15 protein-coding genes are annotated in these 14603 nt (G+C 71.3%); 10 read left to right on the top strand and 5 right to left on the bottom strand.

Translation table 11 applies throughout. From position 1 onward, the window contains the following. Window positions 1–7 precede the first annotated feature (7 nt). Together IE136_RS17520 and IE136_RS17525 are read right to left on the bottom strand one after the other, a co-directional pair. A complete protein-coding gene (locus tag IE136_RS17520) occupies window positions 8–406 on the bottom strand; it encodes a DnaJ family domain-containing protein (protein WP_189600822.1) in 399 nt (132 codons plus the stop codon). A 146-nt stretch (window positions 407–552) separates the two neighbouring features. Then, window positions 553–756: a cold-shock protein gene (locus IE136_RS17525; protein WP_003984261.1), complete on the bottom strand. Its 204-nt coding sequence runs from the start codon at window positions 754–756 to the stop codon at window positions 553–555. A gap of 260 nt (window positions 757–1016) precedes the next feature. Between IE136_RS17525 and IE136_RS17530 the strand changes: the two genes are divergently transcribed. Beyond that, complete coding sequence (locus tag IE136_RS17530; protein ID WP_158989184.1) at window positions 1017–1883, top strand: menaquinone biosynthetic enzyme MqnA/MqnD family protein; 867 nt, start codon at window positions 1017–1019, stop codon at window positions 1881–1883. Between the two features lie 18 nt (window positions 1884–1901). On the opposite strand, the gene IE136_RS17535 is transcribed toward IE136_RS17530, so the two are convergent. Further along, window positions 1902–2966: an alpha/beta hydrolase gene (locus IE136_RS17535; protein WP_189600823.1), complete on the bottom strand. Its 1065-nt coding sequence runs from the start codon at window positions 2964–2966 to the stop codon at window positions 1902–1904. Window positions 2967–3111: 145 nt separating this feature from the next. Here IE136_RS17535 and IE136_RS17540 point away from each other — a divergent pair, with 145 nt between their 5' ends. The 5 genes from IE136_RS17540 (at window position 3112) to IE136_RS17560 (ending at window position 9350) form a co-directional block, all read left to right on the top strand. Further along, on the top strand, window positions 3112–4860 hold the full coding sequence (locus tag IE136_RS17540) for a serine/threonine-protein kinase (protein ID WP_189600824.1): 1749 nt from the start codon (window positions 3112–3114) through the stop codon (window positions 4858–4860). A 57-nt stretch (window positions 4861–4917) separates the two neighbouring features. After that, the gene (gene mqnC, locus IE136_RS17545) at window positions 4918–6117 is read left to right on the top strand and encodes a cyclic dehypoxanthinyl futalosine synthase (RefSeq protein WP_158989188.1); all 1200 of its coding nucleotides are present in this window, start codon (window positions 4918–4920) and stop codon (window positions 6115–6117) included. 7 nt (window positions 6118–6124) lie between these two features. After that, a complete protein-coding gene (locus IE136_RS17550) occupies window positions 6125–6769 on the top strand; it encodes an imidazolonepropionase-like domain-containing protein (RefSeq protein ID WP_158989190.1) in 645 nt (214 codons plus the stop codon). A gap of 457 nt (window positions 6770–7226) precedes the next feature. Then, complete coding sequence (locus IE136_RS17555; protein WP_189600825.1) at window positions 7227–7919, top strand: demethylmenaquinone methyltransferase; 693 nt, start codon at window positions 7227–7229, stop codon at window positions 7917–7919. Between the two features lie 147 nt (window positions 7920–8066). Then, window positions 8067–9350, top strand: a complete 1284-nt coding sequence (locus IE136_RS17560; RefSeq protein WP_158989194.1) for a geranylgeranyl reductase family protein — start codon at window positions 8067–8069, stop codon at window positions 9348–9350. On the opposite strand, the gene IE136_RS17565 is transcribed toward IE136_RS17560, so the two are convergent. Further along, on the bottom strand, window positions 9316–10332 hold the full coding sequence (locus IE136_RS17565) for a helix-turn-helix domain-containing protein (RefSeq protein WP_189600826.1): 1017 nt from the start codon (window positions 10330–10332) through the stop codon (window positions 9316–9318). The genes IE136_RS17560 and IE136_RS17565 overlap by 35 nt on opposite strands. Window positions 10333–10416: 84 nt before the next feature. On the opposite strand from IE136_RS17565, the gene IE136_RS17570 reads away from it, so the two are divergent. Beyond that, on the top strand, window positions 10417–11295 hold the full coding sequence (locus IE136_RS17570) for an NAD(P)-dependent oxidoreductase (protein WP_189600827.1): 879 nt from the start codon (window positions 10417–10419) through the stop codon (window positions 11293–11295). A gap of 76 nt (window positions 11296–11371) precedes the next feature. Here IE136_RS17570 and IE136_RS17575 read toward each other — a convergent pair whose 3' ends face one another. After that, window positions 11372–12211 (bottom strand): C40 family peptidase, encoded by an 840-nt coding sequence (locus tag IE136_RS17575; RefSeq protein ID WP_158989200.1) that lies wholly within the window; start codon window positions 12209–12211, stop codon window positions 11372–11374. 690 nt (window positions 12212–12901) lie between these two features. On the opposite strand from IE136_RS17575, the gene IE136_RS17580 reads away from it, so the two are divergent. The 3 genes from IE136_RS17580 to IE136_RS17590 are packed head-to-tail and all read left to right on the top strand — an operon-like array spanning window position 12902 to window position 14561. Next, window positions 12902–13261 carry an NADH-quinone oxidoreductase subunit A gene (locus tag IE136_RS17580; RefSeq protein ID WP_003974383.1) on the top strand — a complete coding sequence of 120 codons (360 nt, stop codon included), beginning with the start codon at window positions 12902–12904 and terminating at the stop codon, window positions 13259–13261. A gap of 17 nt (window positions 13262–13278) precedes the next feature. Then, complete coding sequence (locus tag IE136_RS17585) at window positions 13279–13833, top strand: NuoB/complex I 20 kDa subunit family protein (RefSeq protein WP_018528252.1); 555 nt, start codon at window positions 13279–13281, stop codon at window positions 13831–13833. Next, complete coding sequence (locus tag IE136_RS17590) at window positions 13830–14561, top strand: NADH-quinone oxidoreductase subunit C (RefSeq protein WP_158989203.1); 732 nt, start codon at window positions 13830–13832, stop codon at window positions 14559–14561. Before IE136_RS17585 ends, IE136_RS17590 begins: the two co-directional genes overlap by 4 nt. Window positions 14562–14603 lie beyond the last annotated feature (42 nt).

Genomic DNA, 14603 nt, shown 5'->3' on the forward strand with positions numbered 1-14603 from the left:
CGGCGGATCAGGACCGGCCCGCTCGCCACCCCGCGACGGTCCGCTCCACGTCGAACGGCTTCAGGTTCAGCGGCGGGCCCGCCGGCGGCCGGGCCAGCGCCTCGGCGATCTTGGTGTTGATCTCTCCGAGGATCCGGCGGACCTGCGTCTCCGAGACGGCCGCGGCCACCGCCTCCGCCGCGTCCTCCGCCTCCTTGCGCAGGGCGAGCGAGGGGGGAAGGACAGACGCACCCTCGCGGTGCATCTTGCCCTTGATCCACCACAGCTCGTCGTACGGGGCGCGGTCGTCGTCGAGCGGCCTGCCGAAGCCGGGCAGCTTCCGGAACTCGCCCCGCTCCTCCGCCTCGCGGATCTGCTTGTCCACGAATGACTCGAAGCTGACGCCGGGCGGTTTGCGTTCGGTCATGCGTCCAGCGTGGCACAGCCGCCACCCCGTAAGAAGGCGGCCGGAAAGAGGCGGGAAAGAGGCAGGAGCCCCGCTCGTGCCCGAAGGCACGGAGCGGGGCTCCTTGGGTACTTCTCTAGCCGTGCGCGATCGCCGATCCGGGCAACTTAGACCGGGGTGACGTTCTCCGCCTGCGGGCCCTTCGGACCCTGCGTGACGTCGAAGTTCACCTGCTGGTTCTCCTCCAGGGAGCGGAAGCCAGAGGCGTTGATCGCGGAGTAGTGGACGAAGACATCCGGGCCGCCGCCGTCCTGGGCGATGAAGCCGAAGCCCTTTTCAGCGTTGAACCACTTGACGGTTCCGGTAGCCATAAGCCCTCCTTGGGCCAAAGGGTTGCCCTGCTCCAGAACCTGCAAAGAAGTCTGAAAACTACAAAAGCCTGCGGGTCACATGCTCCGCAGGCTCTGTACTGCAAGGGAAACCAAACTGCAACTTGCGATGAGCGTAGCACGCAGGGTGTGCGACGCACTAGAGGGAAAGATCACGTCACCCACACGTTTGACGCGCCCGCGGCGCGCTGACGCGCAGCCCCGCCGATGTCCACCGTGCGAGACGGGTCTAGCCTCGCGTTGTGGACAATGCAACCGATGACCACCAGCGCAGCCGGCCCCGCGTCGGACACATCCAGTTCCTGAACTGCCTCCCCCTCTACTGGGGCCTGGCCCGCACCGGAACGCTCCTCGATCTGGAGCTGACCAAGGACACGCCGGAGAAGCTCAGCGAGCGGCTGGTGCGCGGCGACCTCGACATCGGGCCCATCACCCTCGTCGAATACCTCCGCAACGCGGACGCTCTCGTCGCCCTGCCCGACATCGCCGTGGGCTGCGACGGCCCCGTCATGTCCTGCGTGATCGTCTCCCAGCTCCCCCTGAGGCAGCTCGACGGGGCCCGGGTGGCCCTCGGCTCCACCTCGCGCACCTCCGTGCGCCTCGCGCAGCTGCTGCTCGCCGAGCGGCACGGCGTCCGGCCCGACTACTACACGTGCCCGCCCGACCTCGGCCTGATGATGCAGGAGGCGGACGCCGCCGTCCTGATCGGCGACGCGGCGCTGCGGGCCTCCCTGCACGACGCGCCGCGGCTCGGCCTCCAGGTCCACGACCTGGGGCTGATGTGGAAGGAGTGGACGGGGATGCCGTTCGTCTTCGCCGTCTGGGCGGCCCGCAAGGACTTCCTGGCCCGCGAACCGGAGACGGTGCGCGAGGTCCATCAGGCGTTCCTGGCCTCGCGCGACCTCTCGCTGGTGGAGGTCGCCAAGGTCGCCGAGCAGGCCGCGCGCTGGGAGTCCTTCGACGCGGAGCTCCTGGAGCGGTACTTCCGGACGCTGGACTTCCGCTTCGGTCCCGAGCAGCTTGCGGGGGTACGGGAGTTCGCCCGCCGGACCGGTCCGACGACCGGCTTCCCGGCGGACGTACGGGTGGAGCTGCTCGGAGCCCGCTAGCGGACCTTGTTCCACGGCTTACGGTGCGGCGACCGGGGCCTGCATGTGCCGGCTGATCCACCCGATCGAGCCGTCGCCCATCCCCCGGATGTAGCCCTTGGCGTTGTGGCCGCCGCCCTGGATGACCTGGAGGCGCGTCTTCACCGGGCCCTTGCCGTACTGCTTCATGAACGTCTTCAGCCGGGCGGCGCCGGCCTCCTTCGTTCCTATCTGGAACGCCAGGTAGACCCGGTTCTCCTCGGTGTCCGGCTTCGCGCCCAGCGCCTTCGCCAGCCGTCCGGGATCGTTCGCCAGGCGCGCGGCCTCGTGCCCCGCCCACAGCGGGGAGTCGGGGACGGTGTCGGGGCCGGACGCGATGACGGCCTTGAACTTGTCCGGGTGCTGGAGCACGGACTTGAGCCCGGCGAAGGCGCCCGAGGAAGAGCCCATGAAGGCCCAGCCGTCACGGGACTTGAACGTCCGGAAATTCGCCCGGACGAAATCCGGCACGTCCTCGGCCAGCCAGGTGCCCATTCTCGGCTGCCCCGGGATGTCACTGCCGTCGTAGTAGTACGTGTCGTCCGGGTTGAGCACCGGCATCACGACGATGAACGGCAGGCTTTTACCCTCCTGCGACCATTGGGTGATGCTGGACTGGAGTTTGAGGTCCGTGCCCATCCAGTAATTCACCGGATAGCCGTTTCCGCCGGGCAGCGCCACGAGGACCGGGAAGCCGCTGTCCGCGTACTTCGGGTCGAAGTACTGCTTCGGGGCCCACACCCACACCTTGCCTGTGAAACCGGACTTCGCGCCGGAGAGCGTGGTGACACCGATCTTGGTGCCGTCCTCCAGGGTGTTGGCCGTCCTGAAACTCGACGTCGGACCGGTGGGGAAGAGCGTCTCGGGGACGTTCGCGACCCGGGCCTGCCGCTGGTTCGGCTTGTGCGGCTTGTGCGCCTGTGTCGTCGAGCGCGGGGTGTCGAACGTGACCGGCTCGCCCTCGTCGGAGCAGCCGGTGACGAGAGCGCCCGCGGTGCCGAGGGCGAGGACGGCGGCGAGGATCCTGGGCAGGCGCCTCGGCGGACGCTTCGACAGGCGTTTCATGGTGCGACTCCGGGTGCTTTCGGACACGGCGGGTGATTACGGAAGGGAGGAGGGGCGTGGTGGGCGATCGGTTGGCTCGGTACCGTGCTGAATCGTCGTGATCCGGCCCACGAAGGGCTCCGCGCCGCTCGATGGGGGAGACACCATGCAGCCGCTCGAACCAGAGGCCCCGAGGACCATCGGCGGCTACCGGCTGCTCGGCAGACTCGGTTCCGGCGGCATGGGACGCGTCTATCTCGCCCGCAACGAGGGCGGCCGGACCGTCGCCGTGAAGATCGTGCATCCGCACTTGTCGCTGGACGAGCAGTTCAGGGCGCGGTTCCGGCGCGAGGTCGAGGCCGCCCGGCGGGTCGGCGGCCGGTGGACCGCGCCCGTCCTGGACGCCGACCCCGAGGCCGACGTGCCGTGGGTGGCGACCGGTTACGTCGCCGGACCGACGCTCGACCGGGCCGTGGGGACGGTCGGCCCGCTGCCCGAGCAGGCGGTACGGGCCCTGGGCGCCGGACTCGCCGAGGCGCTGGCGGGCGTGCACGCCCTCGGCCTCGTCCACCGTGACGTCAAGCCGTCCAACGTTCTCCTCACCCTCGACGGTCCCCGGCTCATCGACTTCGGCATCGCGCGCGCGATCGAGGGGACGGCCTCGCTCACCTCCACCGGGGTCTCCGTCGGCTCGCCCGGCTACATGGCACCGGAGCAGATCCTCGGCCAGGGCGCCACGGCCGCCGCCGACGTCTTCTCGCTCGGCGCGGTGCTGGCGTACGCGGCGACCGGCGCCCCGCCGTTCCGCGGCGACACCTCGGCCACGCTGCTCTACAAGGTCGTCCACGAGGAACCCGAGCTGGACGCCGGGCTCCGAGGGGAACTGCGGGAGATGGTGGCGGGCTGCCTCAGCAAGGGCCCGGCCGCCCGTCCGGACCCCGAGGAGGTGGCGGCGCTCCTCGCCCCGCACGGTGCCGCGGCGCTGATGATGCCCGGCTGGCTGCCGGGCCCCCTGGTCGAGGAGGTCAGCAGGACCGCCGTACGCCTGCTGGAACTGGACGCGACGAGCGCGCTCCCCGAGGCTCTGGCGTCTCCTACGGCCCCGGCGCCCGGCCCGTACGAGTCGGGGCCGGTGCCCTTCACCGCGCCCTCGGTGTCCGCCCCGGGAGCCTTCGGCCCGCCGGTGGAACCGTCTCCCGGCCCCTGGCCCGACGCCGGCGCGGGCGTCCCCGTGTCCATCGCCGCCGTCCCCACCCCCCGAGCCGCCCCGAAGACGCCCCCCGGCCGCGGAGCCCCGGCCGGAACCGGCCCCGCCCCCCTCCCCGCGCCCCACCGGAAGCTCTCGCTCTCGCTCGCCGCCGGGCGCCGGGTCAGCTGCACCGTCGCGCTCGCCGTCACCGCCGCGCTCGCCGGCGTCGCCCTCGGATCCGGTTACCTCCTCGGCCTGATGCCCGGCGGCCGCGACGCCGACACGGCCGGTACGGGCCCCTCGCGCTCGGCGAGCCCGGCGCCCCCTCCGGCGGGCACCCGCCCCACCACCCCCGCCGGCTCCGTGCCCGCCGCCTTCGTCGGCAGCTGGACCGGCCCCACCACCGAGCGCAACGGCTCCCCGCACGGGGACCTGACCGCAGTCGTCGGCAAGGGAAAGACGGGCGAGGACGTCGTCCGCACCAGTCACGTCATCAGCGTCCTCGGCACGACCGTGCGGTGCCACGGCATCGGCCGGCTCACCTCCGCCACCGCCACCGAACTGCGCGTCGCCGACCGCACCGACCCCGACCGGCCCGGCACCGCGGGGCTCTGCACCAGCGGTACGTCCTCCTTCACCCTCACCCTGAACGCCGACGGCACCCTCGCCTACCGCTCCGACGAAGAGGCCGCGGGCCGCCCGACCGGCACCCTGCGAAAGTCCTGACAACCGCTGGCGTAGGCTGGCTCGGTCAGTGCAGCACCCTCCGAAAGGGACCACCCGGTGACCGAGAAGGCCGACCTTCAGTCCGTCCTCGACCGCGCCGCCGAGGGTGGCCGGATCACCCCCGAGGAGGCGCTCGACCTCTACCGCTCGGCGCCGCTGCACGCCCTGGGCGCCGCCGCCGACGCCGTACGCCGCCGTCGCTACGCGGGTACCGAGCACATCGCGACGTACATCATCGAGCGCAACATCAACTACACGAACGTCTGCGTCACGGCCTGCAAGTTCTGCGCCTTCTACGCACCGCCCAAGGACACCGCCAAGGGCTGGACCCGCGACCTCGACGACATCCTGCGCCGCTGCGCGGAGACCGTCGAGCTCGGCGGCACCCAGATCATGTTCCAGGGCGGCCACCACCCGGACTACGGCGTCGAGTACTACGAGAAGCACTTCTCCGCCATCAAGCAGGCCTTCCCGCAGCTGGTCATCCACTCCCTCGGCGCGTCCGAGGTCGAGCACATGGCCCGGATCTCCAAGGTCTCGGTGGAAGAGGCGATCCAGCGCATCCACGCGGCCGGTCTCGACTCCTTCGCCGGCGCCGGCGCCGAGCTGCTCCCGGCCCGCCCGCGCAAGGCGATCGCGCCGCTCAAGGAGAGCGGCGAGCGGTGGCTGGAGATCATGGAGATCGCGCACGGACTGGGCGTGGAGTCCACGTCCACGATGCTCATGGGCACCGGCGAGACGAACGCCGAGCGCATCGAGCACCTGCGGATGATCCGTGACGTGCAGGACCGGACGGGTGGCTTCCGGGCCTTCATCCCGTACACGTACCAGCCCGAGAACAACCACCTCAAGGGCCGGACGCAGGCCACGCTCTTCGAGTACCTGCGGATGATCGCGATCGCGCGGCTGTTCATGGACAACATCGCCCACATCCAGGGCTCCTGGCTGACCACGGGCAAGGAGGTCGGCCAGCTGTCGCTGCACTACGGCGCGGACGACCTGGGTTCGATCATGCTGGAGGAGAACGTGGTCTCCTCGGCCGGCGCGAAGCACCGTTCGAACCGCATGGAGATCATCGACCTGATCCGCAAGGCGGGCCGGGTGCCGGCGCAGCGCGCCACGACGTACGAGCACCTCGTCGTCCACGACGACCCGGCGAACGACCCGGTCGACGAGCGCGTCGTCTCGCACATCTCGTCCACGGCGATCGAGGGCGGTACGGCCCACCCCGAGCTGAAGCTCCTGAACGCCAACTGACGCGACCGTGCTGACCGTTCACGCCGCGGACCTGCTGCTGTCCGGTGACGGCCGGGCGCCCGTACCGGGCGGTGCCGTCGTCGTCCGGGGCGGGGAGATCGCCGCGGTCGGCCCGTACGAAGAGGTGGCCGCCGCCCACCCCGGCGCGCGGCTCCGCCGCTGGCCCGGCGTCCTGACGCCGGGCCTGGTCAATCCGTACGGCCCGGAGCTCCTGGAGCGGGCGTACCACCCGGACCCGCGCGAGGCGGGGGAGCTCGGCACGGAGCCGCTGACGGGCGAGGCCCTGGCGGCCCTGGAGATGCCCGAATCCCGCTGGGGCGCGAGCGCCCGGCGCGGCGTGCAGCGGCTCCTCGCGCACGGGGTGGTCGCCGTCGCCGGAGACCTGCGGCGGCCCGCCGTCGTGGACGCGGTGACCCGTGTGGGCCTGGGCCGGGAGCCACGCTCCGACGATCCGCCGGGTCCGCCCTCGCTGGACCCCCTCGCGGACGGCCGTCCGCTCGGAGAGGCCATCGTGGCGCCGCTCGGGCCGGTCGGCGCCGCCGCGACGTTCGCGGTCTTCGACGCGCCGGACGAAGACGCCCTCCTGACCCACGGGGCGGGCACCTGCGTCGCCACCGTCATCGGCGGCCGGCTCCTCCACCGGACCCGCTGAGCGCGCCCGACGTCGTGCCGCCGCCCGGTCCGTACGAGACGGTCGGCCCGGTGCTCCACCCGCAGCGGCTGTGCGCGGGTGGACCACGCGAGGTTCGCCGTCTTCGGCGTACGGGACGGAGCGGCTGTCCCGGCGTGGCGGCGCGGGCACCTGCCGGAACGACCGCGCGGGCACCCGCCGGAACGACGGCCCTGGAAGGCCGCCGCTCCACGACCGCCGCTGACCGCGACGCCGCGGCCGGCCGGCCGGCCGGGCGAGCGTCCCCGTCCACGACCGGCGTGGCCCCGGCGGGCGGGGCACCGCGGGCCTCCGTCCCCGGCACGCCCCCGCCGGGTGGGACCGGCACCGCACGGCTCCGTCCTCGGCTTGCCCCGGTCGGGTGTGGCCGCTCCCGCCCCGGGAGGGAGCCGCGCGGGCCAGCGCGAGAGGGCCGGGGGCGGGCTGCTTGAATGGGAGCGTGACCCGAGCCTCCCTGGACAAGCAGCCGCACGAAGTCGCCTCGATGTTCGACGACGTGGCGGCGAACTACGACCTGACCAACGACGTGCTCTCGCTCGGCCAGGACCGGCGCTGGCGCAAGGAGGTCGCCAAGGCCGTCGACGCGCGCCCGGCGCAGAAGATCCTGGACCTCGCCGCCGGGACCGGCACCTCGTCACTGCCCTTCGCGGCCACCGGCGCGTACGTCGTCCCGTGCGACTTCTCCCTCGGGATGCTCCGCGAGGGCAAGAAGCGGCACGGCTGGTTGCCCCTCACGGCCGGCGACGGGACGAAGCTCCCCTTCCGCGACGGCGTCTTCGACGCGGTGACGATCTCCTTCGGCCTGCGCAACATCCAGGACACCGAGGCGGCGCTGCGCGAGCTGTACCGAGTGACGAAGCCCGGCGGCCGGGTCGTGATCTGCGAGTTCTCCCGCCCCACGTGGAAGCCGTTCCGCACGGTGTACGAGGAGTACCTGATGCGGGCGCTGCCGCCGGTGGCCCGCGCGGTCTCCTCCAACCCGGACGCGTACGTCTACCTCGCCGAGTCCATCCAGTCCTGGCCGGACCAGCCGACCCTCGCCGGGCTGCTGCAGAAGTCCGGCTGGACGAAGGTGGCCTGGCGGAACCTGTCGGGCGGCATCGTCGCCATGCACCGCGGCTTCAAGCCGTAGGGCCGCCCGGCCCTCATCCGCCGGAAAGCCCCGGTCGCCGCCGGCCGCCCCGCCGGAGAGCCGCCGGCCGCCCCCGCCCCGCCGGATCCCTGATCCCCCCGCAATAGACTGCAACCGACCTGCCCTCGACCTTCGGGAGACCCCGCCGTGACCGAGCCCCTCTCCGAGCACAGCGCAGATGTGATCGTCGTCGGGGCAGGCCCGGCCGGTTCCACGACCGCGTACTACCTCGCCAAGGCGGGACTCGACGTCCTGCTCCTGGAGAAGACCGCGTTCCCCCGCGAGAAGGTCTGCGGCGACGGCCTCACCCCCCGCGCCACCAAGCAGCTCGTCTCCATGGGGATCGACATCTCCGAGGAGGCGGGCTGGCTGCGCAACAAGGGGCTGCGGATCATCGGCGGCGGTGTCCGGCTCCAGCTCGACTGGCCGGATCTCGCCTCGTACCCGGACTACGGACTCGTCCGCAAGCGGGACGACTTCGACGAGCAGCTCGCGCGCCAGGCGCAGAAGGCCGGCGCGCGGCTCTACGAGCGGTGCAACGTCGGTGCCCCGGTCATCGACGACCGCACCGGCCGGATCACCGGCGTGCACGCCAAGCTCGGCGACGAGAAGCGTGAGGTCACCTTCCATGCCCCGCTCGTCGTCGCCGCCGACGGCAACTCGACCCGGCTCTCCCTCGCCATGGGTCTGCACCGGCGTGAGGACCGGCCGATGGGCGTGGCGGTACGGACGTACTTCACCAGCCCCCGCCACGACGACGACTACCTGGAGTCCTGGCTGGAGCTGTGGGACCGGCGCGGTCCGCAGGACCGGCTGCTGCCCGGCTACGGCTGGATCTTCGGCATGGGCGACGGCACGTCCAACGTCGGTCTCGGCATCCTCAACTCCTCCTCCGCCTTCAAGGAGCTGGACTGGCGCGAGGTCCTCAAGGCCTGGTGCGCCTCCATGCCGGAGGACTGGGGCTTCACCCCGGACAACATGACGACGCCGATCCGCGGCGCCGCCCTGCCGATGGCCTTCAACCGTCAGCCGCACTACACCAAGGGCCTGTTGCTCGTCGGGGACGCCGGTGGCCTGGTCAACCCGTTCAACGGCGAGGGCATCGCGTACGCGATGGAATCCGGCCAGATCGCGGCCGACGTCATCGTCCAGGCGCACGCCCGGGCGACCCCGGCCCAGCGCGAACTGGCGCTGCACCACTACCCGAAGATCCTCAAGGACACCTACGGCGGGTACTACACGCTCGGCCGGGCCTTCGTGAAGATCATCGGCAACCCGAAGATCATGAAGATCGCGACGCAGCGGGGTCTGACCCACCCGGTCCTGATGAAGTTCACGCTGAAGATGCTGGCGAACCTGACCGACCCCACGGGCGGCGACGCGATGGACCGGATCATCAACGGCCTGTCGAAGGTTGCCCCGAAGGCCTGAACGAGCGCCGGTAGTCGGTCGGGGACACCCCGACCGACCGGATGAAGTGGCGCCGCAGGTTCGCCGCCGTACCGAGCCCGCTGTGGTCGCCGATCCGCTCGACGGGCAGGTCGCTGGATTCGAGCAGGCTCTGCGCGCGGGCCACCCGCTGCTGGAGAAGCCACTGCAGCGGGGTGGTCCCGTAGGTCTCCTGCACGCGCCGGTGGAAGGTGCGCGGGCTCATCCGGGCCCGCCGCGCCAGCTCCTCGACGGTCAGCGGCCGCGCGAGGTTCCGCGTGGCCCACTGGAGCACGGGACCGAGGCTGTCCTCCTCGCTCGGGGGCAGCGGCGCCTCGATGAACTGGGCCTGGCCCCCGGCACGGTGGGCGGGCACGACCATGCGCCGGGCGAGCTGCCCGGCGACCGTGGCCCCGAGGTCCTTCCGTACGAGGTGCAGACAGAGGTCGAGCGCGGCGGTGGCCCCGGCGCTCGTCAGCACACCCCCCTCGTCCGTGTAGAGCACGGAGTCGTCGACCAGGACCTCCGGGTGGCGGGCGGCGAGCTGGGCGGTGTGCTGCCAGTGGGCGGTGGCCCGGCGCCCGTCGAGGAGACCGGCCGCGGCGAGCGCGAAGGCCCCCGTGCAGAGCGACACCATCCGGGCCCCGGACGCGGCGGCGGCCCGCAGGGCGTCCACCAGCTCCGGCGGGACCTCCTCGCCGTCCTCCACGACCGCGTCGGGGACGGACGGCACGATGACGGTGTCCGCGCCGGCGAGCCCGTCGAGGCCGTACTCCGTCCGCAGCGCGAAGACCCCGGGCCCGGCCTCCCCGCACAGCCGCAGCTCGTACCAGGGGTCCGCGAGGTCCGGCTGCGGGTTCCCGAACACCGTGCAGGCGATGGCGATTTCGTACAGCTCCCACATCGACGTCCCGACCCGCCGGTCCGGTACGACGGCGATGGCGACCACTCCCGGACCCGCTTCCGGACCCACTCCCGCACTCATACGGACGACCCTATGGCAGGAACCGTGCGGACAGAGTCAGTCCTGCCACTGTCGGCCGGATTCCGCCGCTGCGAGCGTGGACGCATGAGCGAAGAGAACGTCCGTAAAGAGAACGTCACCGTCATCGGGCTCGGGCAGATGGGCGCGGCGCTCGCCGCCGCCTTCCTGGACGCCGGCCACCCCACCACCGTCTGGAACCGCACCGCCGCCAAGGCCGGCCCCCTCGTCGCCCGCGGCGCCGCCCGCGCGGCCGGCGTCGCCGAGGCGGTCGCCGCGAGCGAGCTGGTCGTCGTCTGTGTCCTCGACCACGCGGCCGTCCACGAGCTCCTCGCCCCGCACGCGGAGGCGCTGCGCGGCCGGGTCCTCGTCAACCTCACCACCGGCTCGCCCGAGCAGGCCCGGGAGAGCGCCCGCTGGGCGGAGGGCCACGGCATCGGCTATCTCGACGGCGGCGTCATGACGACCCCGCCGGGCATCGGCGACAGCGCCAACATGATCCTGTACGCGGGCGGGCCCGAGCTGCTCGCCCGGCACCGCGCGACCCTTGCCGTGCTGGGCGACCCGGTGGACCTCGGTGCGGACGCCGGGCTCGCCTCGCTCTACGACGCCGGGCTGCTCGGGCTCATGTGGTCGGTCTTCGGCGGCTGGCTGCACGCCACGGCCCTCACGGGCGCCGACGGGGTGGCGGCCCGGGACTTCACGGCGGTCGCCACCCGCTGGCTGAAGACGGTCTCCTGGTTCATGACCGGGTACGCCGAGCAGATCGACGCGGGCGAGTACCCGGGCGCGGACGCCACGATCGACGTCCAGGTGGCGGCCATCGGGCATCTGCTGCACGCGGGGGAGGAGCGCGGCGTCGACGGCCGGCTGCCGCGGCTGCACCTGGAGCTGATGCGGAGCGCGGTGGAGGCGGGGCACGGCGGGGACAGCTACGCCCGGATCATCGAGGCATTCCGGAAGTAGGCACCGGAAAGGGTCGAAGGGCCGTCGCTCCCCGGAGGAGTGGCGGCCCTTCGTCGTACGACGGGAGGAGGTCCGGTCAGAGGATCCGCACGGCCCCGGACGGCGTGTCCCAGTCCAGGGAGCGCTCGACGACACCGGTGGAGGGGTTCTGCGCGCCGACGTACATGCCGCCGCCGACGTAGATCGCCACGTGGTACGAGCCGCTGCGGCTGCCCCAGTAGAGGATGTCGCCCGGCTGGAGGTTGCTCAGCGAGACGGACGTGCCCATGCTCGACTGCGAGCTGGAGACGCGGGGCAGGTCGATGCCGGCCTGGCGGTAGGCGGCCTGGACGAGGCCGGAGCAGTCCCACGAGTTGGGGCCGGTGCCGCCGGAGACGTAGGCGTCGCCGATCTGGGCGCGGGCGAAGGCCACGATCGCGGCGGCGGAGCCGGTGGGAGCCTGCGTGCTGCTGTCGGCGCTGTACGAGGAGCCGCTGTCGGACGAGCCGGAGCCCGAGGAGGAGGCGGGGGAGAGCTGCGTGCGTGCCTGGGTGCGGGAGGCGCGCTCCTGTGCCTCCGCGCGGGCCTTCTCGGCGCGCTCGGCCTCGGCCTTGCGGTCCGCCTCGGCCTTGGCCTTCTTGGCCTCCTGGGCGGCCTTGGCGATGGCGGCGTCCTCCTGGGCCCGCAGGCTCAGGTCGAGGGCCTCCTGGTGGGACGCCTCCGCCGAGGCGGAGACGGCGCTCGCCAGTTCGGTGTCGAGCGAGCCGAGGGTGGGCATCTCGATGGTCTCGGTCACCGGCTCGGCATTCGCCGGCCCGGCAGCACCGGCCACCGCGATGGTGCTGAGGACGCCACCGGCAACTCCGGCACGGAGCGCGAGCTTCGAAGCGCTGCGGCGGGGCTTCCGGTGGCTGGGTATGTGAGCGGTGTGGGACATGAGTACAACCGCTATCAGGGGTTCCCGGTTCCCATCAAGAAACGTGTGTTGCGCCACAGTTACGACCGGAACCATCCAATCCGCTTCCCTGACACCTTTATTGACGCCGTAACGGGCAATTCGGGCACGGCCTATCAGGCCCTTGATCACGGGTTTTCCGCGAAAGGTCCGAATTGACCGTCGCTTACCACCTCTTCACACCGTTGGCCAAGCCCCACTTTTGACGGCCCGTGAGGAAGGTGACGCAGGTCACGGCCGGCCAACTCGCGCGCCCGCCCCGTCGTTCGTGAACGCGCGCACGCGTCCACTTCGCTCCCCGGCGCCCCCCGGCCGAGTGGGGTGACCCCTCTATCACCCGTGCGAGTCCAGGGCGAATTTGCCTGTAGAGGCCATCTCTTGCTAGGAGAAGCCCCCTCCGACCAGCGGTGACACCCGCCGATGTCACGTCTCGTGCCCACTTGGCTACTTCCCGTATGAAGATCACCGTTCATCCGAATTCATGATCGTTCGCCTCGTGGTGGAGATCACAAAGTCGGTGTCGCACCCCGTGTCGCAGATCACAGATCGACGGGCATAGGATGCGAGTCAAACGGGCTTGTGAACTGCCTCACATGTACGCGATCTTCGAGGCGGCGAGACGGATGCCCGGTGCGGTCCAACGGTCAAGGACGACTGGAAGGAGCGAGGAGCGTGAATGCGTACGCGCCCATCCTCGTGCTCGGCGCCCTCGGGGCAGGGTTTGCGATCTTCTCCGTGGTCATGGCCACGCTAATCGGCCCAAAGCGGTACAACAGGGCGAAGCTCGAGGCGTACGAGTGCGGCATCGAGCCGACGCCCACTCCTGCCGGAGGCGGCCGCTTCCCGATCAAGTACTACCTGACGGCGATGCTCTTCATCATTTTCGACATCGAGATCGTCTTCCTCTATCCCTGGGCCGTCACCTTCGACGCCCTGGGGATCTTCGGGCTCGTGGAGATGTTGCTCTTCGTGCTCACCGTCTTCGTCGCCTACGCCTACGTGTGGCGGCGCGGCGGCCTGGAATGGGACTGAGGGGCTGAGGGGCACCTATGGGACTCGAAGAGAAGCTGCCGAGCGGTTTTCTGCTGACGACGGTCGAACAGGCCGCGGGCTGGGTGCGCAAGTCGTCCGTCTTCCCCGCGACCTTCGGCCTCGCCTGCTGCGCCATCGAGATGATGACGACCGGCGCGGGCCGCTACGACCTGGCGCGCTTCGGCATGGAGGTCTTCCGCGGCTCGCCGCGCCAGGCCGACCTGATGATCGTGGCCGGCCGGGTCAGCCAGAAGATGGCGCCCGTCCTGCGGCAGGTCTACGACCAGATGCCGAACCCCAAGTGGGTCATCTCCATGGGGGTTTGCGCCTCCTCGGGCGGAATGTTCAACAATTACGCGATTGTGCAGGGTGTTGATCACATTGTGCCGGTCGACATCTATCTGCCGGGCTGCCCGCCGCGCCCGGAGATGCTGATGGACGCGATTCTCAAGCTCCACCAGAAGATCCAGAGCTCCAAGCTCGGCGTGAACGCGGAGGAAGCGGCCCGCGAGGCGGAGGAGGCGGCGCTCAAGGCGCTGCCGACCATTGAGATGAAAGGTCTTCTCCGTTGAGTGACGAGACACCCAACCCCGACAAGGAGCTCAGCGCGCAGAACCTGCCCGGGCAGCGCGGCGACCAGGGCGAGGAGGTCCGCGTCCAGCGCGGGATGTTCGGCGCCCAGAGCGGCGCCGACACCTCCGGGTACGGCGGCCTCGTCCGCTCCGTCCGGCTGCCGGGCCCGGCCACCCGCCCCTACGGCGGCTGGTTCGACGAGGTGGCCGACGAACTCGAAGGCGCCCTCGACGAGCAGGGCCTCCTGCCGGAGAACGCCATCGAGAAGACGGTCGTCGACCGCGGCGAGCTGACCTTCCACATCGCGCGCGAGCACCTCCTGCGGGTCGCCCGCACCCTTCGCGACGACCCCGCCCTGCGCTTCGAGCTCTGTACGGGCGTCTCCGGTGTCCACTACCCCGGTGACAAGGGCCGCGAGCTGCACGCCGTCTACCACCTGCGCTCGCTCACCCACGGCCGGCTGATCCGCCTGGAGGTGTCCGCCCCGGACGCCGACCCGCACGTCCCGTCGCTCGTCACGGTCTACCCGACCAACGACTGGCACGAGCGCGAGGCGTACGACTTCTTCGGCATCGTCTTCGACGGCCACCCCGCCCTCACCCGGATCATGATGCCGGACGACTGGCAGGGCCACCCGCAACGCAAGGACTACCCCCTCGGCGGCATCCCCGTCGAGTACAAGGGCGCCCAGATCCCGGCTCCGGACCAGCGGAGGTCGTACTCGTGAACGCCCACCCGTCGCCCGACCACCACTCCTCGACGACTCCCT

Origin of the sequence: Streptomyces lateritius (assembly GCF_014649715.1) — a bacterium.
Taxonomy (GTDB): Bacteria; Actinomycetota; Actinomycetes; order Streptomycetales; family Streptomycetaceae; genus Streptomyces; species Streptomyces lateritius.